Consider the following 24,951-nt stretch of genomic DNA (forward strand, 5'->3'; position numbering starts at 1 on the left):
TCCCATCGTCAGCCTGCCAGCCGTGGCCGCCTGACCAGCCCGACCAAAGCCGGCACGCGGTGGCTCTGCGAAGCTACACCACCAGCAGGGACACGACCGGATCTGGGATCGCCGCAAGGTCAGTTTCCGCGATCGGGGCGCAAGGGATTGCCCGCTCTCTGGCCGAGACCGGTCGTGGTTTCTCTGGGTGTCGCTGCGGCTCCATCGTCATGATGTGTCGATCCTGACGGCGACGATGGTGCGCGGCGCCGTGCCCGGCGCGAAGCGCTCGACGAGGATCATATGGCCGCCGCAGCATGGGCATGGCGGGTGCGGTTCAGAGGCCTGCTCAGGTTGCGCTGCGGCGACCGGGATGTCGTCCAGCGTCGCCGCCGCGATGATCTCCCTGATGCGGGCGATTGTCTCGGCGCGGCGGCTGGAGGCGAGCAGTCCGTAGTGGCGGATGCGGTGGAAGCCGTCGGGCCGGACGTGGAGCAGGAAGCGGCGGATGAACTCGGAGGCCGTCAGCGTCATGGTCTTGCGCCAGGCCTTGCCGGCGGAGCGGACGCGATAGTCGTTCCAACGGAACGTGACCCCGTTCCGGTCCATGGCAATGATGCGGCTGTTGGCGATGGCGACGCGGTGGGTGTAGCGGGCGAGATAGGCCAGCACGGCCTCAGGTCCACCGAAGGGACGCTTGGCATAGACGACCCAGTCGGCTCGCCGCAGCGGTGCCAGCAGGGCGGCGAAGGCATCAGCTTCGGCGAGCGCAGCGAGATCGCCATGGAAGATAAGCCGCCCGGCCGCGTGCAGGGTGGCGAGCCCTTCGAGGAAGAGCCTGCGGAACAGCCGCGAGAGCACGCGCACAGGCAGGAAGAAGCCTGGCCTGCACGCGATCCAGCGCGAGCCATCCGGCGAGACGCCGCCGCCGGGCGCGATGATGTGGAGATGGGGATGGTGCGTCATCGCCGATCCCCATGTGTGCAGGACGCTGGTGAAGCCGATGCGGGCGCCGAGATGCCGGGGATCGCTCGCGATGGTGGCGAGCGTCTCGGCCGCGGCCCTGAACAACAGCCCATAGACCTCGGCCTTGTTCGGGTAGGCGATGGCCGCGAGGGGCGCTGGCAGGGTGAAGACGAGATGGTAATAGGCCACGGGCAGAAGATCGGCCTGCCGGTCGGCGAGCCGGTCCTTCGCCGCTGCGCCCTGGCAGCGCGGGCAGTGCCGGTTGCGGCAGGAGTTGTAGGCGATGGTCGGGTGATCGCAGTCGCTACAGCGCATGACATGGCCGCCGAGCGCAGCCGTGCGGCAGGCCCGGATGGCACCCATCACCTTGAGCTGGCCGCGGATGAGCCGATGACGCGCAAGATAAGCCTCGCCATGCCGGTTTAGGATATCCGCGACCTCCAGCGCAGGCCGCGCCATAATCGGCGCGGGACCGCTATGGCGGTGGCGGCGGCGCCAGCAGCGCGAGCGGGCTCGTCACCTCGCGCAGGGTCTTCAGCGCGACGCGGGTGTAGACGGCGGTGGTGTCGAGCTTCCTGTGGCCGAGCAGGACCTGGATGACGCGGGATATCGGTCTTCCGCTCCAGCAGATGGGTGGCGAAGCTGTGCCTGAGCGTGTGCATCGACACCCGCTTGTCGAGCTTCGCCGCCTCGGCCGCGGCATGGCAGGCGCGGTTGAGCTGGCGCGTCGTGATCGGCTGGCCAGGCTGCTGGCCGGGAAAGAGCCAGCCGCGGGGGCACTTCACCCGCCACCATTGCCGCAGGAGATCGAGGAGGTCAGGCGCGAGCATGACGTAGCGGTCCTTGCGGCCCTTGCCCTGCTCGACCCGGATCAGCATGCGGGCGCTGTCGATGTCGGCGACCTTGAGGTTGGCGATCTCCGAGACCCGCAGGCCGCAGCCATAGGCGATGCTGAGCGCGGCGCGATCCTTCGGGCTCCGCGCATGGGCCAACAGCAGCGCCACCTCCTGCGTGTCCAGCACCACCGGCAGACGATCGGGCGTCGGGATCCGCGCCATGCGGTCACCGAAGCCGGTCCGGCCCAACGTGACGTGAAAGAAGAACCGCAGCGCCGTGCAGGCCAGGTTCATCCGCGCATAGCTGGCGCCGAGCGAAGCCAGGTGAAGCTGATAGCGCCGCAGATCCTCCGGCTCGGCCCGATCTGGCGGCAAGCCGAGAAAGGCCGTGAACTCGCGGACCTGCCGCACATAATCGCGCTGCGTGTGCTCGCCAAACCGGCGGATGGTCATGTCCTCGATCATCCGCTGGTGCAGCGGAACGATGGTGACGGCATCGATTATGGAAACCTCCGAGGATCAGGGGAACGACCCCGAAATCCTCCGATGCAGCGCCTCACAGGCGAAATCTCAGCGACCCCCGCGCCGCTGCGCCCTGCCGCGAGAGCGGCTTAGTCCGTTGGCGCACCCCCTCCCCCCCACGCAAAAAGCCCCGCCTCGGGAGAGAGCGGGGTTTTCTGTCGGTCGCCTGCCCTGAAGGCTTGGGGAGCGTGGCGGGGCGGCCGTGGGGTCGGCGGCTCGGGAGAGACCGCCTGCCGGCGGGCGCGGGGAATTGCGGGGAGCGTTCCGCGCCGGCCGGGATGGGGAAGCGTGTCGGTGAGGTCGTTCCTGGAGGGCTGGGGGCCGTCATCCCGGACTTGCCCCGGGATCCATCAAAGGGCTCCGGAGCCCTCCGATGGATCCCGGATCGGCGCTGCTTCGCAGCGTGTCCGGGATGACGGCGCGGTTTCGATGCCAGGCGTGAAGCGGCTTAGAACGGCAGCAGGATGTCCATGACCTGCTGGCCGTAGCGCGGCTGCTGGACGTCGGTGATCTGGCCGCGGCCGCCATAGGCGATACGGGCCTGGGCGATCTTGGTCGACTCGATCGTGTTGTCGCTCTCGATGTCCTCGGGCCGGATCACGCCGGCGACGATCAGCTCGCGCACCTCGAAATTCACCCTTATCTCCTGCTTGCCCTCGATCACGAGGTTGCCGTTGGGCAGCGTCTGGGTGACCACCGCCGCGACATTGGTCGCCAGCGTCTCGGAGCGGTTGACCGAGCCCGCGCCCTCGCTCGAGGCGGCGGAATCGAGCTTCAGCAGCGAGCCGGCGCTGGCGCCGTCGGGCAGGTATTTGTCGAGCTTGTTCTCGAAGCCGAAGGCGTTGTCGGCGCCGACATCCTCGCCGTTCTTGCGGCTGCGCTTGGTCGTGTTGTTGAGCTGCGCCTTGTCGGTGACCTTGACCTTGACGGTCACGAGATCGCCGACGAGCCTCGCGCGCTGGTCCTTGAAGAAGGCGCGGGAGCCGGTGCGCCAGAGCGAGTTCGGCGCATAGGAGGCATGCTCCATCGCCGGCATCGGCATCTGCACGGGCTTGTAGCCCTTGGTCGCGGTGGGGTCCTCGATCGGAGACAGCGCCGGCGCCTGGCCGACATTGGCGAGCCGGTCGGCGGCGCCGCAGGCGCTCAGCGAGACGCCGAGCAGCAGCAGGCCGGCGATGCGGGCGACGGTCCGGCTTGCGGGGCGGGTGGTCGGGTTCGACAGGGTGTTCATGATGCTCATCCGGTGGGACGGAGTGTCAGGGGGCGGCGGCGATGGTGCCGGAGGTCGAGGCCTGGACCGAGATCCGGCCCGGCCCGCTCACCGTGCCGTGCAGCACGCGCTTGGACTGGGGGTTGGTGACGCTGATGACGTCGCCCATCGCGCCGGCCTCTCCGGCCCGGCCGCGCATGGTGATCGTCAGCCCGCGGGATTCGTAGACCAGGGTGACGAGATCGCCCTTGGCGACGATCTCCTCGCGGCGCAGATCGCCGGCCCGCAGCGGCGCGCCGGCCATCAAAGCGCGGGTCGCGACCTTGTCGATCGCGACGCGCGGATCGCCGATCAGGTCGGTCGCCTGGCCGTCGCGCGGGCGGCGCTCGACCAGCACGTCGTTCTTGCCGAGCGTCTCGCCGCGGGCGACGGCGCGCTTCGGCACCACGACCTCGACGGTCTCGACGAGCTGGCCGGCGATGCGGACCGGCTTCAGCCGCAGCGCCATGCTGCCGGGCACCGAGACGCGCGCCATCACCCGGCGCGAGCGGGCATCGTAGGAGAGATCGCTGACGACGGTGTCGCCGGTCAGCTCGGGCTCGACCGCGATCGAAGGTGCGCCGCCATCGAGCGTCAGGGCGAAGGCGCGCGCATCGACGCCGTAGCGCTCCTGCAGCCCGGTCTTCACCGCCTCCTCGATGTCCGAGGCAAGCACGCGGCGGGCTGCACGGGTGACGACGACCTGCGCCGCGCCATTGCTCTCGAGTTCGGCGGCCGATGTGATGATGCCGGCGCCGCGCGCCGCCTCGACGATGCGGGCGACCTGGATCGTGCCGGTCTCACCCAGCGCCGGCGCCCGGAAGGCCGGGATCGAGGCCGCATCGGGGGCAAGCCCCGCGATCAGGTCGCCGAAGGAGACGAGATCGCGCGAGAGGATGAGTTCCGAGCGCAGCTGCAGCCGGCGCGGCTGGGCCGGCACCGCCGTGGCGGGCGCCGGGGCGGCGAGCGCCGCGACCGCGACGGCGGGGCGGTTCCCGGTGGGCGCCTGCGCGGCGGCGGCCTGGGCTGCAAGCAGCAGCGCGGCGGCGAGCGAGAGGCGAAGCGTGAAGCGGGTCATGTGCTTGAGCCTCCGGCCTAGCCGCGGAACATCGAGGTCGTCGCCGACATCATCTGGTCGGCGGCGGTGATGACCTTGGAGTTCATCTCATAGGCGCGCTGCGCCGCAATCAGCGAGGAGAGCTCGTTGACCGCCTGGACGTTGCCTTCCTCGAGATAGTTCTGCTGCAGCGTGCCGAAGCCCTCGCCGCCGCCGAAGCCGTCGATCGGCTGGCCCGAGGCCGCCGTCTCGATGAACAGGTTGTCGCCGATCGACTCGAGACCGACCTTGTTGACGAAGCGCACGAGCTGGATCTGGCCGATCTGCTGCGGCGCGGTCTGCCCCGGCAGCGAGACCTCGACCGTGCCCTGCGCGTTGATGCTGACGCTGGTGGCGTTGTTGGGGATCGTGATGCCCGGCTCGACCTGATAGCCGTCGCGGGTGACGAGCTGGCCCTGGGAATCGAGGTCGAAGGAGCCGTCTCGGGTATAGGTCGTGCGGCCGTCCGGCATGCGGATGCGGAAGAAGCCCTCGCCGCGGATGGCCAGATCGTACTGCTTCTCGGTCGAGGACAGGTTGCCCTGCGTCATCACCCGGCCGGTCGAGACGGTCTTGACGCCGGAGCCGACGAAGGTGCCGGCCGGCACCTGCGTGTTCTGGTCCGAGGTCGCGGAGCCCGCGCGCCGGAAGTTCTCGTAGAGCAGGTCCTGGAAATGCACCCGCTGGCGCTTGTAGCCCGTGGTGCGGACGTTCGCGATGTTGTTGGAGATGACCTGGACGTTGAGTTCCTGGGCCATCATGCCGGTGGCGGCGGTCTGAAGGGCGCGCATGGCTTAAGCTTCGTTCCCGGATCAGGCTTGCTGGTCGGCGAGGCGGGAGATCGCCTTGCTGCGGAGTTCGTCGGCCTTGGAGAGCATGTTGGCGACGCTCTGATAGGAGCGCTGGACCTCCATCAGGCGGGTCATCTCGACCACCGCCTTGACGTTGGAGCGTTCGATCGCACCGGGCTCGAGCCGCCCCTCGGGGCCGGCCGGCAGCGGCGCGGCGGCCGAACCGAAGAGGTTGGCGCCCTCGCTGGTCAGGGCGCGCGGATTGGCGAAGCGCACCATCCGCAGCCGCCCCTTCTGGCCCTGGTCGCTCGAGACCGTCCCGTCCGGAGCGATGCGGGGATTGGTCTCCGCCGTGCCGAAGGTGATCGGCCCGCCATCGCCCAGCACGGGCTGGCCGGACTGCGTCACGAGCTGGCCCTGGGCGTTGATGTCGAGCGAGCCGGCGCGGGTGTAGCGGTCGCCGCCGGGCGTCTGAACCACCAGGAAGGCGTCACCGCGCAGAGCCACATCGAGCGGATTGCCGGTGTATTCGATCGCGCCCTGCGACAGGTCGATCGGCGTGCCCTTGTCGATGACGAAGGACAACGGCTTGTCCGCCGGCTTGAAGCTGTCGGCGCTGGCCTTCGGCATGATGAATTCGTTGAAGCGGGCCGAGCGGGTCTTGAACCCGTTCGTGTTCACATTCGCCATGTTGTTGGCGATGACATCCAGCTCACGCGCCAGAGCCATCTGGCGCGACAGGCCGACGAGAAGCGCGTTCTCCACGGCATGGTCTCCCGATTCTGTTCCGCGGCCGCTTCGACGCTCCCCAGCGCAGCAGCCACGCTCTCCCTTCCGCAAGCGGCGTGCCAGTATGGTTAAAACGGCTATCATGCTGTTTACGTTGGGTTTTCTCTTCTCCTCGCCAGCGCCGCAGCCCTGCAGGACCGCCCAAGCAGGCAAGATCGACCCGGCAGAAATTGCCCTCCTTAACGACGCGTTAACCGTGACTGTTCAGGGTGTTTCAACGGTCCGCCGCGGGCGGTCCGCAGCGCAGTCCGGGGCATGCAGCGATGGCGAAGAAGCCCAAGGCCGACGAGGACGGCGCCCCCGCAGAGGGCGCGGCCGAAGGCGGCGGCAAGAAAAAGAAGATGCTGATCCTGATCGTCGCCGGCGTGGTGCTGCTGGCGGGCGGCGGCGGCGCGGGCTGGTTCTTCTTCCTGAAGAAGCCCTCGGCCGAGCAGCTCGCAGCGGCGGAGGCGGCCAAGAACGTCAAAAAGCCGGTCAGCTTCGTCGAGATGAAGGACATGCTGGTCGGCATCACCGGCGGCCCGCAGCAAGAGCGCCAGCCGGTCATCAAGATCAAGGTCGTGCTCGAGGCCGCCGACGCCAAGGTCGCCGACGAGATCAAGCCGCTGCTGCCGCGCGTCGAGGACGCCTTCCAGGTTTTCCTGCGCGAGCTGCGCCCCGCCGATCTCGAGGGCTCGGCCGGCATGTATCGCCTCCGCGAGGAGCTGCTGCGCCGCGTCAACGTCACCGTCTCGCCCGCGAAGGTCGATGCGGTGCTGTTCAAGGAACTGCTCGTCCAGTGAGACGGACGACCCCGGCCGCGGCGGCCGCGCAGACACAGTGACGGAAACGACGACAGCATCATGAGCACGAGCGAGCGCGACAATCCGGGCGCCCCTCCCAAGGACGAGCCCCTGAGCCCCGAGAGCATGGCGGCCGAATGGGCCACCATGCCCGACATCGTCGAGGAGGAAGGCGAACAGGAAGGCGGTACCGACCGCCTGATGAGCCAAGACGAAATCGACACGATGCTCGGTTTCTCGACTGGCGACGACAAGAACGAGCGCAACGGCATCCAGGCGATCGTCGATTCCGGCTCGGTCTCCTATGAACGCCTGCCGATGCTCGAGATCATCTTCGAGCGTCTCGTGCGCCTGCTCTCGACCAGCCTGCGCAACTTCTTCACCGACAACGTCGAGGTCACGCTGGAGAGCATCCGCTCCGTGCGCTTCGGCGACTACATCAACTCGATCTCGCAGCCGGCCATGCTCTCGGTCTTCAAGGCCGAGGAATGGGACAATTTCGGCCTCATCACCATCGAGTCGGCGCTGACCTACTCGATCATGGACACGATGTTCGGCGGCAAGCGTGGCCAGCCGGCGCCGCGTGTCGACGGGCGCCCCTTCACCTCGATCGAGATCCGCCTGATCCGCCGCGTCATCGCGCTGGTGCTGGGCGACGCGGAGGCCGCCTTCAAGCCGCTTTCGCCGGTCAACTTCACCATCGACCGCATCGAGTCGAACCCGCGCTTCGTCTCGATCTCGCGGCCCGCCAACGCCGCCATCCGCGTCGAGCTGAAATTCGACATGGAGGGCCGCGGCGGCGCGCTGCACATCCTCCTGCCCTATGCCACCATCGAGCCGATCCGTGATCTGCTGCTCGAAAGCTTCATGGGTGAGAAGCTCGGGCGCGATCCGATCTGGGAAAACCACCTCGCCACCGAGGTCTGGCAGACCGAGGTGCCGGTCACCTGCGTGCTGCACGAGACGCAGATGCCGCTGAAGCGGATGATGAAGCTCGAGATCGGCGACACGCTGATGTTCGACGCCAAGCCCGATGCCTTCGTCTCCCTGCGCTGCGGCGACTTCGTCGTCAGCGACGGCCGCGTCGGCCGGGTCGACGACAAGATCGCCGTCCAGATCGTCAGCCCGCTGCGGCGGTCCAAGACGACGATCGCGGCCTTCGACACCAACCAGCACGGCCAGCCGGTCTGAGCAGAGGCATACGCATGACGATCACCCTCATCGCCGATGCGCTGGTCGCCAGCCTGCTCGTCGCCACCATCATCACCTGTTACGTCCTGGCCAAGCGGATCGAGCGCCTGAAGGCGGACGAGGCCGCGATGCGCCAGACGGTCGGCGCACTGATCGCCGCCACCGACACCGCCGAGCGCGCGATCGCCGGGCTGAAGCTGACGCTCGGCGATTGCGACCGCACCCTGGCCGAGCGCCTCCAGACCGCGGAGCGCTACGCCGCCGATCTCGCCGCCCAGATCGAGGCCGGCCAAGTGGTGATGGACCGCATCGGCCAGATCGTCAGCGCCGCGAGCATGGTCGGCGGCGGCCGCACCGGCGAGGCCCCCGCCCCCGTCGCCGCCCCCGAACCGGTCTCGCGCCTGGCGGGTGCCGCCCAGTCCGCCGCTGCCATCCGCGCGCGCGCCGCGAGGCGGCTGGAAGGCCACGCCGCGTGATCGAGAGGCCCCGCCTTCTCCCGGCCGTCATCCTCGGCGCCATGGCTCTCCTGGCGCTGAAGCTGTTCGCCTGGATGGCGGAGCCCTATCCCGGAACCATCCCCTCCAGCGGCCTGCTGCTGGCGAACACGCCCACCTCCGCCCCGGCGCAAAAACCTTCTGCAGAAGGCAGCGGCGCGGCGCGACTCGGCGCCATTCTCGATCCCGAGACGACCGGCTCCGTCGACAAGCCCGAGAAGAAGGACAAGGAGAAGGAAAAGGCGGAAGCCGAAGCCAAGGCGGAGGCCGCGCGCGCAGCCAACCCGCTCAACAAGGCCGCGATCATCAATGGAACCGCCCCGCCGGTCTCTCCGGCCGAGCGGGCGCTGCTGGAGCGCCTCGGCGAGCGCCGCGAGGAGATCGACGCCCGCATGCGCGAACTCGAGATGCGCGAGCGCCTGCTCGACACCGCCGAGAAGAAGCTCGACAGCCGCGTCGGCGACCTCAAGGAGCTGGAGACCAAGGCCGGCGGTGGCCCGGGCGCCAAGCCGCCGGGCGAGGAGAGCAAGGCGATCAAAAACCTCGTCATCATGTATGAGGCGATGAAGCCGAAGGACGCCGCCCGCGTCTTCGACCGGCTCGGGCTCGACGTGCTCGTGCCCGTCGTCCAGCAGATGAACCCGCGCAAGATGTCCGAAGTGCTGGCCGCCATGGCGCCAGACCGGGCCGAGAAGCTCACCGTCGCACTGGCTAACCTCGCCCGCAACGGCGCGACCGAGCGCGTTGCGGTCGACGCGACGGCACTGCCGAGCACCGAACTGCCCGCCATCGCTCCCGCCCCGCGGCGGCGCTGAGCGGGGCGAGCCCTTAACGCACCGTTATCCTTGACGCGCTAGCCTGCGCCGATCGGAGTGGTCCGTCCGGCCGCTCCGACCATGTCGTGTTGCGTGAGTGTCCGGCTTTGCGTCTTCCGCGTTCCCTCGCCTTCGGCATCGGCCTTGCGGCCCTCGCCGCCGCTGCCGGCCTCGGCGCGCCGGCGCTGGCCGCCAGCGCGACGCTGCGCGGCGAGGTAATGCCGCCGGGGTTCGGGCGCATCGCACTGACCTTCGACGAACCGACACAGACGCGCATTCGCGTCTCCAACGGCGTCCTCGTCGTCGCCTTCGGATCCAGCGTCCGGGTCGACGTCGCCAAGATCGCCCGCGAGCTGCCGGCCTATGTCTCGATCGCCCGCGTCGATCCCGACGGGCGCGGCATGCGCCTCGCCCTCGCCCAGCCTTACCGCGCCAATCTGATCGAGGCCGGCGAGCGCGCCTTCATCGACCTATTGCCGGAGAACTGGAAGGGCGTCCTGCCCGGCCCGCCGCCGGAGGTCATCGCCGAAATCTCGGAGCGGCTGCGGCTGGCGGAGAGCCGCGCCCGCGAGGCCGCCCGCGCCAACCAAGCGGTCCGCCGCCCGCTCGGCCTGCGCACGGCCAGCCTGCCGACTCTGGAACGGCTGATCTTCAACGTGCCGCCCGAGACGAAGCTGGCCTCCACTCTGAACGACGGCCTGCTGACGCTGACCTTCGACAAGGCGCTCGCGGTCGATCCCGGCGCGATCAAGGACGCGCTGCCGGACGGCATCGCGCTGCGCTCGCACGATACCGGCCCAGGTACAACCACCGTCGCGATCGCCATGCCCAAGAGCTGGCAGGTCCGCAGCTTCAGCGACGAGGACGGGCTCACGGTCGATCTCCTCAAGCCGGCGGGTCAGGCGCAGGCGGCGCCCGATCCGGTGGCCGCACTCTTGGCGGCGGCGCAGACGCCGGCCGGCGCGGCAGCCGTCCCGGCTTCTTCCCCGGCGCCCGGCCCCGCGGCACCGGCTGGCGACAAGCCGGCGGCGCCGCCTGCAGCCCCGGCCGCGGCAAGCCCGCCCCCGGCCGTGGTGGCACCGCCCGTCGATCCCGCGCCCCAGCCGGTCAGGATCGCGGCTTCCGGCAACCGGCTCGATTTCCGCTTCCCGCGGCCGACCGGCGCGGCCGGCTTCTCCGATGGCGGCATCGCCACGCTTGTCTTTGACACCCGCGACACGCTCGACCCCGCCGAACTCAAGGGGCTGCTGCCGCAGCTGATCGAGGACGCGACCGTCACCCGCGAGGGCCGCGTCGTGCTGGTGCGGCTGCGGCTGGCGGGCCAGCCGCTGACGCGCCTCTTCGACGACGGCAACACCTGGTCGCTCGGCTTCGGCGATCAGGGCGGCAGGCCCTCCGAGCCGCTGGCTCCGGCGCGGGGCGTCGACGAGCGGGGACAGACGATGGTCGCTGTGCCGCTGCGCGGCATGACCGGCGTGCATTGGCTCGAGCCCGGCCCCTCCGGCCTGCCCCTCGCCGTTGCCACCGCCACGGCGCCGGTGCGCGTCACCGCCAAGCCCTATCATTTCGTCGAATTCAGCCTGCTGCCGACCACGCAGGGGCTGGTCGTGATGCCACGCTCGGACGATGTCGTGGTCCAGGCGGGCACCGAGCAGGTCCGTATCGGTCGCAGCGGCGGGCTCACCGTGACGCTCGATGTCGGCCAACCCGACAAGACCGGCGAGGACGACGCCGTCGCCAAGCGCACGCCGCTGATCGACCCGGAGGCCTGGAGCAAGCTCGTCGTCGACACGGTGCGCGACCATGAGCGCATGCTGCAGCGCGAGGTCATCGGCGCCTCGCGCGCCCGCAAATCCGAGAAGCGCCTGGCCCTGGCGCGCTTCTACGCGGCCAACGGGCTGATGGCAGAAGCCAAGGGCCCTCTGATGGCCCTCCTCGCCGACGATCCAAGCATGCGGCGCAACCGCGAGGCCCTCTTCCTGAAGGGGCTGATCGCGGCGCAGATGCACCGGCATCAGGATGCCGCAGCCGCTTTCGAGGCCCCCGCGATCAAGGACGACCCGGAAACCGGGCTCTGGCGCGCGCTCGTCGACCAGCGCCGCGGCCTGCACAGCCCCGCTCTGCTCGGCTTCCGGCGCGGGGAAGCCATCCTCGACCGCTACCCGCCCGAGCTGCAGGCGCCCTTGCGCGCGGCCAAGGCCCGCTCGGCGCTGGCGCTCAACGACCTGACCATCGCCGAACGCGAGATCGACGCGCTGGCGGGAATGCGGCCCGACCTGGTCGATCAGGAGGAGATCGCCCTGCTGCGGGCGATGGTGGACGACGGCGCGGGGCGCCCGGACAATGCGCTCGCGGGCTATCGTCCGCTGTTCGAGGCGCGCAGTCGCCCGGTCGCGGCCGAGGCGCAGTTGCGCGCGGTGCGCCTCGTCCAGGCCGAGAAGCGCAACGACATCAATGCCGACGAGGCGCTGGCGCGGCTCGAGACCGTCTCGATGATCTGGCGCGGCGGCGAACTCGAGATCGAGACGCTGGGCGAGCTCGGCCGGATCTATGCCGACGCCAAGCGCTGGCGTGATGCCTTCCAGGTCGCGCGCCGGGCCGCCGAGACCTTCCCCGAGCATCCGATCACGCGCCGGATGCAGGACGAGACGGCGCAGCGCTTCGCCGATCTCTTCGCCGGCCGCGGCATCGACGATCTGTCGCGCATCGACGCGCTCGCCCTGTTCTACGATTTCCGCGAGTTCCTCCCGGCCGGCCGTCGCGGCGACGAGATCACCCGCCTGCTGGCCGACCGGCTCGTCGCGCTCGATCTGCTCGACCAGGCCGGCGAGATCCTGCGCTACCAGATCGACCGCCGCCTGACCGGTGCGGCGCGCTCCACGGTCGCGGCGCGGCTCGCCATGGTCAATCTGATGAACAACAAGCCGGCCGACGCGCTGCGCGCCCTGAATACGACCCGGCTCGTCGAGCTGCCGGCCGACGTGAAGCGCGCCCGGCTGCTGCTGGAGGCCAAGGCCCTCTCCGATCTCTCCCGCACCGACCAGGCGCTCGATCTGCTCGAGGTCGAGCGCGGTCCGGAGATCGACCGGCTGCGCGCCGACATCTACTGGACCGGACGGCGCTGGCGCGAGGCGGGCGAAGCCCATGAGCGCATGCTCGACGAGGCCTGGCGGGGCGAGACGCCGCTCACCGACAGCCAGCGCGGCGACGTCATGCGCGCCGCGATCTCCTATGTCATGGCCGATGAGGGGCTCTCGCTCGACCGGTTGCGGAGCAAGTTCGCCACCAAGATGGCGCAGAGCACGGATGCGCGCACCTTCGCCTTCGTCACCGGCGCGAACCGCTCGAAGGCCGCCGACATCCGCGAGATGGCACGCGCCGCGGCCGCCGCCGGCGCCGACAACCTGTCCGACTTCATGCAGGCCTATCGCGAACGCTATCCGGCCTATTCGGCCGCCGCGCGACCGAAGGCCCCGCCCGCCGGCGCACCCGCCCCTGCCCCCGCGGCCGAGGCACCTGCGGCGCCCGCACCGGCCGCGACACCCGCTGCCTCCGCCGGAGCGCCCGCTCCGGCCCCTGCCCCGCCCGGGCGCAGCTGAGACGGTCTCCGCCCGTCAGCTTCCGTAGCTCTTGACCAGCGATCCGGCGACCAGTCCCCAGCCATCGACGAGCACGAAGAAGATCAGCTTGAAAGGCAGCGCCACCGTCACCGGCGGCAGCATCATCATGCCCACCGACATCAGGATCGAGGCCACCACCAGGTCGATGATCAGGAAGGGCACGAACAGCAGGAAGCCGATCTCGAAGGCGCGCCGGAGCTCCGAGATCATGAAGGCCGGCACCAGCACATGGATCTGCACGTCCTGCGGCGTCGCCGGGGGCGGCTCGCGCGACATCTCCATGAACAGCGCGAGATCCTTCTCGCGGACATGGCGCAGCATGAAGGTCTTGAACGGCACCACGCCGCGATTATACGCCTCCGCCGGCTGGATCTGCCCGGCGACGAGCGGCGCGACCGCGGTCGTGTAGGCCTCGCGCAGCGTCGGCGCCATCACGAAGCCGGTGAGGAAGACCGCGAGCCCGATGATCACGGCGTTGGGCGGCGCCGTCTGCGTGCCCAGCGCCGAGCGCAGCAGCGACAGCACCACCACGATCCGGGTGAAGGACGTCACCATGATCAGGATCGACGGCGCCAGCGACAGCACCGTGATGACGGCGATCAGCTGCAGCGCCCGCTCGGCCACTCCGCCGCCCTGGCCGAGATCGAGCGAGAGCGTCTGCGCCAGCGCCGGCCCGGCGGGCACGGCCAGCAGCGCGGCCCACAGGGCGAGCCTGCCGGTCACGGCGCGCGGGCTCCGCAGGCGGCGGCGCCATCTCGCAGAGAAGCAGATCATGGTCCCGCACATGGCCGTGGTTGCGCCCGAATCAACGCATCGGGCAGCGTCACGCTAGAGCGGGCCTCGCCGCGCCAGCAACGGGCGCGGCGGCGTCAGAGTGCCGCGCGGCGGCGAAAGCTGTTGATCGCGCGGCCGCCAACGGGGCGGAGAACGCTCAGCCCTTGGCCTTGGGGTCGCGCCCGAGCAGCCGCGCGAATTCGGCCTCGATCGCGTCCACCGAGAACGGGTCGATCGCCTTCGGATCGGGCGCGGCCGGTTCGGCGGCCTTGACCTCGGCCATCTCGACCTCCGCAGCCTCGGCCGGCTTCGGCCCGGCGGAGGGAGTGGGCTCGGGATCGGCCGCCGGCGCCGACGGGAGGGGAGTCGTCGGCTGCGCCGCCGGCTTCTGAGGCGGCGGTTCGGCCGCTGGCGGGGCGGAATCGGGACGAGCGGCCGCGACGGGCGGCGGCGTCACAACCGGAGCCGGCGTGGGTGCCGGGCCGGAGACGGGCGGCTTCGGCCCCGTTCGCTCCGGCTTGAGACCCAGTGCCATCGCCAGCTCGGCCTCGACGTCGAGCGGCAGCGCCCGGCCTGCCGGAGTCGGCGCCTCGACGGGCGGCGCCACCGGCGCAGGGGGTTCGATCACCGGCTCGACCTTTGGCGGCGGCGCCACCGGCTTGGCTTCGATGGGCTTTGTGTCGACAGGCTTCGTCTCGATCGGCTTGGGATCGGCCGCCTTCGCCGGTTCGGCCGGCTTGGCGGGCTCGGCCGGCTTGGGGGACTCCGGCGGCTTGGCGGCTGGCGCCGAGCGCACGGGTTCGGCCGCCTTCAGCGGCGGCTCGACCGGCGGGACGGCGGTCTCGGTGCCGGCAGGCGCGGGAGCGGGTCCGGCCGGCAGCGGCGCGACAGGGCTGCCCGCAGCCTGGCCCTGGGCCGGGCGCACGGCCGAGAACGGGCGCTTCAGCGCCTCGTCGAGCTGGCGCGCCATGTCGTCGAGCTCGACCGCGCTCGCCGCCGGGGCGGGCGCATGGTCACGGGCAAAGTTGGGCGGTTGCAGCGCGGGCGCGGCCGGCACCGGCGCGGCATCCTTCGGCAGGACGGCACCGAGCGCAGCGCCGCCCGCCGCCGCAGCGACCGCGGCCTCGATGGCGGCGGCGCCCTGGGCGGAGCGCGGCGGCTGGCGGGGCGAGGTGTCGGCGGCGGGAGCCGGTGCGGCGACCGGTGTGGCCGAACCCGTGGCGCGGCGCAGCTCCTCGAGGCTCTCCAGCCGGGTCGTGTCCTGGCGCACGGTTTCCTGCCTCGTCGTCTCCTGGCGCGGCAAATCCTGACGCAGCAGTTCCGGCGGAACCAGCGTGTCGAAGGGCAGCGGCCGGTCGCTCGGCAGCGGCTCGGCCTGGGTCGGCAGCGCCGCCCTCGCGCCGCTGCGCACGATGTTGGTCTCGACCACGACATCCGAGGCGCCGCCGATCATCACCAGATGCTCGACATTGTCGCGGCGGATCAGCACGAGCTGGCGCTGGCGGTCGAGGTCGTGGATGTCGACCACGCCGAGCCGCGGCTGGCGCGTACGCCCCCCGCCCTGCCCCTTGATCCGCAGCCGCCCGTCCTTGATCTGCCGCGCGAAGAGACCCAGCAGCACGAGCAGGACGAGGATGACGCCGAAGGCGATGACCCACTTCTGCGCGGTCGGGAGATCGAAGCCAAACAAGCTCTGCAAGGTCTGCCTCATAAGCGTCGGCGGGGCCGGGTCCCGGCTGCCGGAATCCACCCGATGTTGAACACGGTGCCTATAGCATAGCGCCCGCGCTTTCAGGAAACATGGTGAATGCGTGGTTAACCACATCTCCGAAAGCGGCCCCCTTTAACCGATCGTTAACCATGGGCTGGGCAATATTTACCCAGTCGACGGGCGCGCCGCGCCGACATCGGAGGGGCGAGATCATGGCGAATTCGGCCCTGGGCACGGGCGGCAACCTGATGCAGGCGCTGAAGACGCGCATGCATTTCCACCAGTCGCGCCAGAAGGTCCTGGCCGAGAACGTCGCCAACGCCGACAGCCCGGGCTTTCGCCCGATGGACGTCAAGGCGCCGGCCGGCCGGACCGGAGCGGGTGGCGTGGGCGATGTCTCGCTGGCGCGTACCAGCGCCGGGCATATGGGCATCGGCGGCCGCAGCGACGGCTTCGACAGCGCCCGCGCCCGCCGCTTCGAGACCACCCCCAGCGGCAACGCGGTCAATCTCGAGGACGAGATGATGAAGGTCGCGCAGAACCAGTCGGACTATCAGCTCGCCGCCTCGCTCTACAGCAAGGGCCTCGGGCTGATGAAGATCGCCATCGGCAAGGGGCGCTGACGAAGGCGGCTGGACGAAGCCGCTGATGCTGAACGCCGCGCAGTCGGCGCCGCGCCGGAGCAGGAGGAACGGACGACATGGATCTTCTCAAGAGCATCGCGGTGGCGACCTCGGGCCTGCGCAGCCAGTCCGGCCGCATGCGCGTCATCGCCGAGAACATGGCCAATGCCGATTCGGGCCCCGAGCGTGCTGGCGCCGACCCCTATCGCCGCAAGATCCCGACCTTCCAGCGCCGCTTCGACCGCGAGCTCGATGCGCAGGTCGTCGACATGGGCCGCGTCCAGCGCGACCAGAGCGCCTTCCGGGTCAAATACGACCCCGGCAATCCGACCGCCGACGCCGCCGGCAACGTCCGCATGCCCAACGTCAATTCGCTGATCGAGACGATGGACATGCGTGAGGCCCAGCGCAGCTACGAAGCCAACCTCAACCTCGTCTCGTCGACGCGCCGGATGATCCAGCGCACCATCGACATCCTGCGCGCCTGAAGGGAACGACCATCATGGCCACGCCCAGCTTCGCCGCCGGCGCCTACGCCTCGATGCAGGGGATGGGTGCGGGCAATCTGCTCCGCAAGCCGCAGGCCGCCTCGGCCTCGGAAACCGGCAGTACGGATTTCTCCGCCCTGATCGGCAAGGCGCTCGAGGCCACCGCCGATGCGGGCCGCCGCTCGGACGCCCAATCGGCCGCCGTCGCCGCCGGCCGCGCCGACGTGGTCGACGTCGTCACCGCGGTGGCGGAAAGCGAGGCCGCGATCGAGACGCTCGTCGCCGTGCGCGACCGCGTCATCGCGGCCTATGAAGAAATCATGCGGATGCCGGTCTGAACCCGGCCCATCAGGACTTTCATCCATGACCTCCGGAGCCATCCTCGACGTCGCCCGCGACGGCATCATGGTCTTTCTCAAGGCCGGCGGGCCGCTGATGATGGTCGCCCTCATCGTCGGCCTCGCCGTCTCGCTGATCCAGGCCCTGACCCAGATCCAGGAGCAGACGCTCGTCTACGTCCCGAAGATCATCGCCGTCTTCGCCGCGATGATGCTGTTTCTCCCGTTCATGGGCGACGCGCTGGCGGGTTATATGGGGCGGGTCGCCGTCCGAATCGCCACGGGCGAATGAGCCTGCCGCTGCCGTGCCCTGCCCTCTGCGGCGGTCCGGCCCCGCGGCGCCCGCAATGGCGACGAGGCCCCGGCGGCACGATGCAGATCGCGATCCTGCCCGAGATCAGCGCCGTCTTCGTGCTCGTCTTCGCGCGGGTGGGCACGCTGGTCATGCTGATGCCGGGCATCGGGGAGCGTTTCATCTTCTCGCGGGCGCGCCTGTCGCTCGCCTTCTTCATCGCCCTGATGATGGTGCCGATGGCCCGCCCGCAGCTCAGACTTCCCCCCGATATGCCGGGCATCTTCGGGCTGCTGGTCGGCGAAATCCTGATCGGGCTGATCATCGGCGTCTGCGCGCGCCTCGTCATGGCAGCGCTGCAGACCGCCGGCACGCTGGTGGCGCAGACCATGGGTCTCGGCTTCGCGATGACGGTCGATCCCACCGGCGGCACGCAGAACCCCTCGATCGGCAACCTGCTCACCATGCTCGGCATCACGCTGATCCTGACCAGCGACCTGCACCATGTCGCGATCGTCGCGATCCATGAGAGCTATCGCGTCCTGCCGCCGGGAGCCGCGCCGCCGGTCGACGACGTGATGACGCTCGCGGTGCGCGCCGCCGCGCAGGGCTTCTCGCTGGCGGTGCAGATTTCCGCGCCTTTCATCGTCTTCGGGCTGCTGTTCAATCTCGGGCTCGGCGTGCTCGCGCGCATGATGCCGCAGCTTCAGGTCTTCTTCCTCGCGGTCCCGGCCTCGATCCTCGGCGGCATGCTCGTCTTCTTCGCCGTCATCGGCGTGATGATGAGCGTCTTCCTGGGCGAGCTCGGCGGCTTCCTGCGCCAGTTCACGGGAAACTGAGCGCCGATGTCCGAGGAGGCCGACAACGAGGACAGAACAGAGGAGCCGACCCAGCGAAAACTGGATCAGGCCGCCGAGAAAGGCGACATTCCCAGATCGCAGGAGATCGGCACCTTCTTCGTGCTCTGCGGCTTCACCCTGGCGCTGCTCGTCGGAGCCGGCTGGGCCGCCCGCGACAGCGCGCTCTCGCTGCGCGCCTTCCTGATGAACGCCCATCAGGTGCCCTCCGACGGCTCCGCCTTCGCGCATGTCGCCAAGCAGGGGGTGATGACCGGATTCGCCGCACTCGGCCTGCCCTTCGCCTTCATCCTCGTCGCGGCCCTGGCCGGCGCGCTCATCCAGCACAAGCCGCTCTGGACCTTCGACCCGCTGATGCCGAAGCTGAACCGAATCTCGCCCATGGCCGGCGCCAAGCGCATGTTCGGCAAGGAGGCCTGGGTGAACTTCGCCAAGGGGCTGGCGAAGACCGGCCTCGTCGGCGCCGTGCTCTGGATCACGCTTTGGAACGAGCACGACCGGCTCGAGGGCTTCGCCCAGATGAGCGTCGCGGCCCTGCTGCCGGCGACGCTCGTGCTGGCGATCAAGCTGATGGGCGCGGCGCTCGCCCTCTTCGCCGTGGTCGCGCTCGGCGATTTCGTCTGGCAGCGCTTCTCCTGGTACCAACGCCAGAAGATGACCAAGCAGGAGCTCAAGGAAGAGTACAAGAACTCGGAAGGCAATCCCGAGGTGAAGGCGAAGCTGCGCCAGATCCGGGCCCAGCGGGTCCGCAAGCGCATGATGGCGCAGGTGCCCAAGGCCACCGTCATCGTCACCAACCCGACGCACTATGCCGTCGCCCTGCAATACGAGCCCGGCATGGCGGCGCCGCTCTGCCTCGCCAAGGGCGTCGACGCGATCGCGCTGAAGATCCGCGAGGTCGCCGGCGAGCACGAGGTCCCGATCGTCGAGAACGTGCCGCTGGCGCGCGCGCTCTATGCCAGCGTCGAGATCGACGAAGAGATTCCTGTCGAACACTATCAGGCGGTGGCGGAAGTGATCGGATACGTCTTGCGCCTGAAGCGCCGCCGCGCCTAACTCGTTCAACAGCCTCGACTGCCGCCGCCAGCGCGGCCCCATGTCAACGGGACGGACCACACCGCAATGGGCGGCACCACGACAGCGATCGATCGTTCCGACAAGCCGGGCCATATCGGCGTCATCCTGCTCGTCGCGGGGCTGCTCGTCGGCTCGGCGATCGCGCTCGGCTTCATCGCCAATGAATGGGCGCAGCCGCTGATCCTGGGCCTGCTCGGCCTGCTCTCCGTGGTCGGCGTCTTCGGCCTCTTCGCCTTCGCGATCGGCCTGGTGCAGTTCTCCGGCCGCGCCGCCCGCAACGACCTGACCAAGGCGATCGTCGACCGGGCCGACGAGGGCGTCGTCGTCACCGAGGGCGAGACCGCGATCGTCTATGCCAACGAGGCCTATCTGGCCCTGGCCGGCGCCCGCGGCGCCAGCGATCTGCGCCCCGTCAACAGCCTCTTCACCGGCCGCGCCGAGGTCTCCGAGGCCATCTACCGCCTCGCCACCGCCGCCCGCGAGAACCGCAAGCTGGTCGAGGAGGTGCGGCTCGAACCCGCCCTCGGCGGGCGCGGCGCCGTCGGCTGGTACCGCATCAAGGTCTCGCCGCTGCGCCGCGACGGCCGCCCGGCCACGCTCTGGTCGGTCTCCGACGTCACGCCCGAGCGCGAGCGCCAGGAGAACGCCTTCCAGGAGCTCCAGCACGCGATCGACTATCTCGACCACGCGCCGGCCGGCTTCGTCTCGATCGACGCCGATGGCGAGGTCTCCTATCTCAACGCCACCCTCTCGGGCTGGCTCGATTTCGACCTCGCCCGCTTCGGCTCCGGCGGCCTGCATCTCGACGACATCGCCACGCCCGCCGCCGCCGCCCTCGTCCAGGCCATCCGCGGCCATGCCGGCGATGTCCGCGTCGAGGTGCTCGACGTCGATCTCAAGCGCCGCAACGGCGCGCCCCTCCCCGTGCGCCTGCACCACCAGGTCGCCTTCGGCAGCGACGGCCGCGCCGGCCCCTCGCGCACGCTCGTGCTCAACCGCGCCCCCGGCGAGGCCGGCACCGACGGCAGCAGCGAGGCCGAGATCCGCTTCGCCCGCTTCTTCCACTCGACGCCGATGGCGATCGCCACTGTCGACCGCACCGGCGCCATCCTGCGCGCCAACGCCGCCTTCGCCCGGCTCACCCCGGGCGGGCCGCAGCCCGCCACGATCCTCGATCTCGTCGCCGCCGGCGGTGGGCTCGACCGGGCGCTGGCGGATGCGATGGAGGGCCGCTCCGAGATCACCCCGCTCGACCTGACGCTGGCGGCCGACGAGACCCGCTCGGTCCGGCTCTATCTCTCGCCGGTGGCGGCGACGGAGGATGGCGACGGCGAGCGCGCCATCATCTACGCGCTCGAGACCACCGCCGAGCGCAAGCTCAAGGACAATATCGACCAGGCCCAGAAGATGCAGGCGGTCGGCCAGCTCGCCGGCGGCATCGCGCACGACTTCAACAACGTGCTGCAGGTCATCATCAACGCCTCGGAGTTCCTGCTGGCGAGCCACCGGCCGACGGACCCCTCCTTCCCCGACATCATGCAGATCAAGCAGAACGCCTACCGCGCCGCGGCGCTGGTGCGGCAGCTGCTCGCCTTCTCGCGCCGCCAGACGCTGCGCCCGCAGGTGCTGGAGCTCGGCGACGTGCTCTCCGACCTCTCGCTGATGCTGAAGCGCGTCGTCGCCGACAAGGTCACGCTCGACGTGCGCCAGGGCCGCGACCTCTGGCCGGTCAAGGCCGATCTCGGCCAGCTCGAGCAGGTCATCGTCAACCTCGCCGTCAACGCCCGCGACGCCATGGCCGATGGCGGCAAGCTCACCGTGCGCACCCGCAATGTCGAGCGGGCCGACTGCGCCGGCTTCGCCCATGCCGCCCTGCCGGCGGACGACTATGTGCTGCTCGAGGTCGAGGACTCCGGTACCGGCATCGCGCCCGAGCATCTCGACAAGATCTTCGAGCCCTTCTTCACCACCAAGGAGGTCGGCAAGGGCACGGGGCTGGGCCTCTCCATGGTCTATGGCATCGTCAAGCAGACCGGCGGCTTCGTCTTCTGCGACTCGGTCGTCGGCCGCGGCACGATCTTCCGCATCTTCCTGCCCCGCCATGTGCCGAGCGAGGAGGAGATCGCCGCCGAGGCCGCGGTCAAGGAGGCGCCGAAGAAGGTCGCCGCCGACCACACCGGCGCCGGGGTCATCCTGCTAGTCGAGGACGAGGACGCCGTGCGCGCGCTCAACGCCCGCATGCTGGTCTCGCGCGGCTACACCGTCCACGAGGCCGCCTCGGGCGTCGAGGCGCTCGACATCTTCCTCGCCCATGACGGGCAGATCGACCTCGTCGTCTCCGACGTGGTCATGCCCGAGATGGACGGCCCGACGCTGCTCGGCGAGCTGCGCCAGCGCAACCCCAACACCAAGGTCGTCTTCGTCTCCGGCTATGCCGAGGAAGCCTTCCGCAAGAACCTGCCCGAGGGCGAGGATTTCCACTTCCTGCCGAAACCCTTCACGATGAAGCAGCTCGTCGAGACGGTGAAGGCGGCGATGGGGTGAGCCCGGTGCGGGGGCCGAGCGCGCGCCGCTATGCGATCCTGCTCGCCGTGCAGACGCTCTGTGCGGCGGTCGTGTTGTTCAACATCCATGCGAGCTTTCGCCTGCTGATCGAGAACATCGGCACGCCGCATCTCTCCACACGGCTGAGCATCGTGCAGCTGCTGCTCGCGGCGGCTCTGGGCCAGGCCTGCTACTGGTACCGGCTGCACCGGGTCGCCCTGCCGCCGATCCGCCGCAACCTGCCGATCGGGCATCTGCTGGCCTTCGCCAGCCGCATCGGCTTCATCTTCGGCAGCGCGCTGTTCTCGGTCTATTTCCTGCGCCACGCCCCGGTCGTCGACCTCTCGACCGCCGACCTGGTCTGGCGCGGCACCCTGCTGCTGGCGATCCTGTTCGCGCTCTATTGCTACACGCTCGAACTGGAGCGTCTCGGCGCGGCGCTTCAGGCGCCGCCTAGCGCCTGAAGCGGGGCGCGGATGGCCAGGTTCCTGCCCAAGCCCTTCACGATGAAGCAGCTCGTCGAGACGGTGAAGGCGGCGATGGGCTAGCGCTCAGCCGAGCGCATCCACCAGCGAGGGCCGGCTGTTGCCGTCGCGCCCAGTCACGGCCGGCGCCGCCAGCATCGCGTTCAGCACCGCCTCCTGCGTCGCCTCGGCGGCCGCCCGGAACGGCCCGTCGATCCGGCTCTCGTTGAGCATCGTCATCGGCAGGAGATCGGCTGTCTCGTGATGGGCGATGCGACCCGCCGTGCTGAACGCGACGGCGATGTCGCCACTGCCATGGCCCCAGAAGGCGCCGAGCCGCGCCAGCCCCGCGCCGCAGCGCCGCGCCACCCGGTTGAGCTGGCGCGATTCGAGCGGCAGGTCGGTCGCCAGCACGATGATCACCGAGCCCCGCTCGGGCGCGGCAGGAGTCGGCACCGGCGGCACGGGCCGGCGCCCGTCCGGCAGAACGAGATCGCCGGCATTGCCGAAATTGGCGAGTACGAGCACGCCCAGCGTGAAGTCCCGGCCATCCAGACGCATCAGCCGCGAGGCCGTGCCGATGCCGCCTTTGAAGCCGAAGGCGCTCATCCCCGAGCCGGCGCCGACCGCACCCTCCGCCACTGGCCCGCCCGCCGCGGCATCGAGAGCCGCGACCGCATCGGCTTCCGTCAGGGCCCGCGCCCGGATGTCCGACAGGAACCCGTCATTGCACTCCAGCACCAGCGGATTGACCGTGCCGGTCTCGCGGCCGATCTCGGGATTGGCCGCCAGCGCCCGGCCGACCAGCGCATCGAAGCCGGTGCCGACCGAGAAGGTGTTGCCGAGCAGGATCGGCGTCTCGATCTGGCCGAGCTCGGCGAGCTGTACCAGCCCGGCGCTCTTGCCGAAGCCGTTGATGACGTCGCATCCGGCCCGCAGCTTCTCGCGGAAAAGATCGCCCTCATGCGGCAGCACAGCGGTGAAGCCCGTGAGAATGTTTCCCTCGCGCAGGCTGCGATGGCCGACGCGCACGCCGGCGACGTCGGTGATGGCGTTCAGCGGCCCCGGCGGCAGGCTGCCGCAGATCAGCCCGAAGTCACGCGCGCGCCTGTTCATGTCACCTCGTCTCCGGTCGGTGCCGAGGCCTTCGCCGCGGCGCATCCCCTCTCCTAGACCCTCCTGCCATCTCCTGTCAGCAGGCGCGAAACGAGAACGAAGAAAGAACTTGCGCGCGAGAACAAACCATGACCATTCTCGCTCACCGGCGCGGATTGAGATGTCCCCGTGCCCCTGCCATAAGGAGCGCAGATCGTGAGTCAGGCGAATCTCAAACTCGTGGAAGGGTCCTCGATGGACAAGGCCAAGGCGCTCGATGCGGCGCTCTCGCAGATCGAACGCGCCTTCGGCAAGGGCTCGATCATGCGCCTGGGCAAGAACCAGCAGGCGATCGAGATCGAGACCGTCTCCACCGGCTCGCTCGGCCTCGACATCGCGCTCGGCGTCGGCGGTCTGCCGCGCGGCCGCGTCATCGAGATCTACGGACCGGAAAGCTCCGGCAAGACCACGCTGGCGCTGCACACCATCGCCGAGGCCCAGAAGAAGGGCGGCGTCTGCGCCTTCGTCGATGCCGAGCACGCGCTCGATCCGGTCTATGCCCGCAAGCTCGGCGTCAATCTCGACGACCTGCTGATCTCCCAGCCCGACACCGGCGAACAGGCGCTCGAGATCACCGACACCCTCGTCCGCTCCGGCGCGATTGACGTGCTGGTCGTCGACTCGGTCGCAGCCCTCACCCCGCGCGCCGAGATCGAGGGCGAGATGGGCGATGTCCAGCCCGGCCTCCAGGCCCGCCTGATGAGCCAGGCGCTGCGCAAGCTGACCGCCTCGATCTCGCGCTCGAACTGCATGGTCATCTTCATCAACCAGATCCGCATGAAGATCGGCGTGATGTACGGCTCTCCGGAGACGACGACCGGCGGCAACGCGCTGAAGTTCTACGCCTCCGTGCGCCTCGACATCCGCCGCGTCTCGACGCTGAAGGAGCGCGACGAGGCCACCGGCAACCAGGTCCGCGTCAAGGTCGTCAAGAACAAGGTCGCGCCGCCCTTCAAGCAGGTCGAGTTCGACATCATGTTCGGCGAGGGCATCTCCAAGGTCGGCGAGCTGATCGATCTCGGCGTCAAGGCCGGCATGGTCGAGAAGTCCGGCGCCTGGTTCTCCTTCGACAGCCAGCGCCTTGGCCAGGGCCGCGAGAACGCCAAGAGCTTCCTCAAGGCCAATCCCGAGGTCGCGGCCAAGATCGAGGCCACGATCCGCCAGAACTCGGGTCTCGTCGCCGAGCGCATCCTCGACCAGGCGACCCCGACGGCGGATGATCTCGACGAGGGCGAGGCCTGAGGGAAGGCTCTCACCGGCGTCATGCTCGGGCTTGACCCGAGCATCTCCTGCCGAGAGATTCTCGGGTCTACGCGGAGTTTATCCTTGGGCCGATCAGAGATCGGACCCGAGCGCTTCGCCCGAGAATGGCGTCACACGAAACACGGGCGGCCCTCGGGTCGCCCGTTGTCGTTTGGGCTCAACGCCTTGCGCTCTTCACTCTCTCGACAGCGGCAGGCCGCCTCACTAGAACGCTTGAAACCGCCGGCCCTGCCCG

At 69.7% G+C, this 24,951-nt stretch carries 23 protein-coding genes; 14 read left to right on the top strand and 9 right to left on the bottom strand.

All coding sequences use genetic code 11. From position 1 onward, the window contains the following. Positions 1-207: 207 nt before the first annotated feature. The 6 genes from ACFPN9_RS06430 to flgF form a co-directional block, all read right to left on the bottom strand. A complete protein-coding gene (locus tag ACFPN9_RS06430; protein WP_377815990.1) occupies positions 208-1,404 on the bottom strand; it encodes an IS91 family transposase in 1,197 nt (398 codons plus the stop codon). Continuing rightward, positions 1,368-2,234 (bottom strand): tyrosine-type recombinase/integrase, encoded by an 867-nt coding sequence (locus ACFPN9_RS06435; RefSeq protein ID WP_465247892.1) that lies wholly within the window; start codon positions 2,232-2,234, stop codon positions 1,368-1,370. The genes ACFPN9_RS06430 and ACFPN9_RS06435 overlap by 37 nt, the downstream gene beginning before the upstream one ends. 517 nt (positions 2,235-2,751) lie before the next feature. Further along, positions 2,752-3,534, bottom strand: a complete 783-nt coding sequence (flgH, locus tag ACFPN9_RS06440; protein ID WP_066720915.1) for a flagellar basal body L-ring protein FlgH — start codon at positions 3,532-3,534, stop codon at positions 2,752-2,754. 25 nt (positions 3,535-3,559) lie between these two features. After that, positions 3,560-4,630: a flagellar basal body P-ring formation chaperone FlgA gene (flgA, locus tag ACFPN9_RS06445; RefSeq protein ID WP_066720883.1), complete on the bottom strand. Its 1,071-nt coding sequence runs from the start codon at positions 4,628-4,630 to the stop codon at positions 3,560-3,562. A 17-nt stretch (positions 4,631-4,647) separates the two neighbouring features. Further along, complete coding sequence (gene flgG / locus ACFPN9_RS06450; protein WP_066720890.1) at positions 4,648-5,439, bottom strand: flagellar basal-body rod protein FlgG; 792 nt, start codon at positions 5,437-5,439, stop codon at positions 4,648-4,650. Positions 5,440-5,460: 21 nt separating this feature from the next. Further along, positions 5,461-6,204, bottom strand: coding sequence for a flagellar basal-body rod protein FlgF (gene flgF / locus ACFPN9_RS06455; protein ID WP_066720893.1), 744 nt, complete (start codon positions 6,202-6,204; stop codon positions 5,461-5,463). Positions 6,205-6,491: 287 nt separating this feature from the next. Between flgF and fliL the strand changes: the two genes are divergently transcribed. The 5 genes from fliL to ACFPN9_RS06480 all read left to right on the top strand — a co-directional run bounded on the left by fliL (position 6,492) and on the right by ACFPN9_RS06480 (position 13,109). After that, complete coding sequence (gene fliL / locus ACFPN9_RS06460) at positions 6,492-7,010, top strand: flagellar basal body-associated protein FliL (protein WP_067987820.1); 519 nt, start codon at positions 6,492-6,494, stop codon at positions 7,008-7,010. Positions 7,011-7,070: 60 nt separating this feature from the next. Next, positions 7,071-8,201: a flagellar motor switch protein FliM gene (gene fliM, locus ACFPN9_RS06465; RefSeq protein WP_066720902.1), complete on the top strand. Its 1,131-nt coding sequence runs from the start codon at positions 7,071-7,073 to the stop codon at positions 8,199-8,201. A gap of 14 nt (positions 8,202-8,215) precedes the next feature. Next, a complete protein-coding gene (locus tag ACFPN9_RS06470; protein WP_066720904.1) occupies positions 8,216-8,677 on the top strand; it encodes a DUF6468 domain-containing protein in 462 nt (153 codons plus the stop codon). Continuing rightward, positions 8,674-9,510: a MotE family protein gene (locus ACFPN9_RS06475; protein WP_066720908.1), complete on the top strand. Its 837-nt coding sequence runs from the start codon at positions 8,674-8,676 to the stop codon at positions 9,508-9,510. The genes ACFPN9_RS06470 and ACFPN9_RS06475 overlap by 4 nt, the downstream gene beginning before the upstream one ends. Positions 9,511-9,617: 107 nt before the next feature. Continuing rightward, a complete protein-coding gene (locus tag ACFPN9_RS06480; protein ID WP_068308169.1) occupies positions 9,618-13,109 on the top strand; it encodes a hypothetical protein in 3,492 nt (1,163 codons plus the stop codon). Between the two features lie 15 nt (positions 13,110-13,124). On the opposite strand, the gene fliP is transcribed toward ACFPN9_RS06480, so the two are convergent. Both fliP and ACFPN9_RS06490 read right to left on the bottom strand, forming a co-directional pair. After that, positions 13,125-13,904: a flagellar type III secretion system pore protein FliP gene (gene fliP, locus ACFPN9_RS06485; RefSeq protein ID WP_082737629.1), complete on the bottom strand. Its 780-nt coding sequence runs from the start codon at positions 13,902-13,904 to the stop codon at positions 13,125-13,127. A 157-nt stretch (positions 13,905-14,061) separates the two neighbouring features. Continuing rightward, positions 14,062-15,603 (bottom strand): flagellar biosynthetic protein FliO, encoded by a 1,542-nt coding sequence (locus tag ACFPN9_RS06490; RefSeq protein ID WP_197426561.1) that lies wholly within the window; start codon positions 15,601-15,603, stop codon positions 14,062-14,064. A gap of 224 nt (positions 15,604-15,827) precedes the next feature. On the opposite strand from ACFPN9_RS06490, the gene flgB reads away from it, so the two are divergent. The 8 genes from flgB to ACFPN9_RS06530 all read left to right on the top strand — a co-directional run bounded on the left by flgB (position 15,828) and on the right by ACFPN9_RS06530 (position 22,298). Continuing rightward, on the top strand, positions 15,828-16,238 hold the full coding sequence (gene flgB / locus ACFPN9_RS06495) for a flagellar basal body rod protein FlgB (RefSeq protein ID WP_066718696.1): 411 nt from the start codon (positions 15,828-15,830) through the stop codon (positions 16,236-16,238). Between the two features lie 77 nt (positions 16,239-16,315). Continuing rightward, positions 16,316-16,726 carry a flagellar basal body rod protein FlgC gene (gene flgC / locus ACFPN9_RS06500; RefSeq protein ID WP_066718693.1) on the top strand — a complete coding sequence of 137 codons (411 nt, stop codon included), beginning with the start codon at positions 16,316-16,318 and terminating at the stop codon, positions 16,724-16,726. Positions 16,727-16,740: 14 nt separating this feature from the next. After that, entirely contained in the window at positions 16,741-17,064 is a 324-nt protein-coding gene (fliE, locus tag ACFPN9_RS06505; RefSeq protein ID WP_066718690.1) for a flagellar hook-basal body complex protein FliE, read from the top strand. A gap of 25 nt (positions 17,065-17,089) precedes the next feature. Continuing rightward, a complete protein-coding gene (gene fliQ / locus ACFPN9_RS06510) occupies positions 17,090-17,356 on the top strand; it encodes a flagellar biosynthesis protein FliQ (RefSeq protein ID WP_066718687.1) in 267 nt (88 codons plus the stop codon). Between the two features lie 80 nt (positions 17,357-17,436). After that, positions 17,437-18,195, top strand: coding sequence for a flagellar biosynthetic protein FliR (gene fliR, locus ACFPN9_RS06515; protein WP_066718686.1), 759 nt, complete (start codon positions 17,437-17,439; stop codon positions 18,193-18,195). Positions 18,196-18,201: 6 nt separating this feature from the next. After that, entirely contained in the window at positions 18,202-19,269 is a 1,068-nt protein-coding gene (flhB, locus tag ACFPN9_RS06520) for a flagellar biosynthesis protein FlhB (RefSeq protein ID WP_066718684.1), read from the top strand. A 66-nt stretch (positions 19,270-19,335) separates the two neighbouring features. Further along, positions 19,336-21,834: a cell cycle histidine kinase CckA gene (gene cckA, locus ACFPN9_RS06525; protein WP_066718683.1), complete on the top strand. Its 2,499-nt coding sequence runs from the start codon at positions 19,336-19,338 to the stop codon at positions 21,832-21,834. Between the two features lie 5 nt (positions 21,835-21,839). Further along, positions 21,840-22,298 carry a hypothetical protein gene (locus tag ACFPN9_RS06530; RefSeq protein WP_156450117.1) on the top strand — a complete coding sequence of 153 codons (459 nt, stop codon included), beginning with the start codon at positions 21,840-21,842 and terminating at the stop codon, positions 22,296-22,298. Between the two features lie 87 nt (positions 22,299-22,385). On the opposite strand, the gene ACFPN9_RS06535 is transcribed toward ACFPN9_RS06530, so the two are convergent. After that, the gene (locus ACFPN9_RS06535; protein ID WP_066718680.1) at positions 22,386-23,414 is read right to left on the bottom strand and encodes a DmpA family aminopeptidase; all 1,029 of its coding nucleotides are present in this window, start codon (positions 23,412-23,414) and stop codon (positions 22,386-22,388) included. A 195-nt stretch (positions 23,415-23,609) separates the two neighbouring features. Between ACFPN9_RS06535 and recA the strand changes: the two genes are divergently transcribed. Further along, positions 23,610-24,695: a recombinase RecA gene (gene recA, locus ACFPN9_RS06540; protein WP_066718647.1), complete on the top strand. Its 1,086-nt coding sequence runs from the start codon at positions 23,610-23,612 to the stop codon at positions 24,693-24,695. Positions 24,696-24,951 lie beyond the last annotated feature (256 nt).

Source organism: Allobosea massiliensis (assembly GCF_042655245.1).
In the GTDB taxonomy this organism is placed as follows: Bacteria; Pseudomonadota; Alphaproteobacteria; order Rhizobiales; family Beijerinckiaceae; genus Allobosea; species Allobosea massiliensis.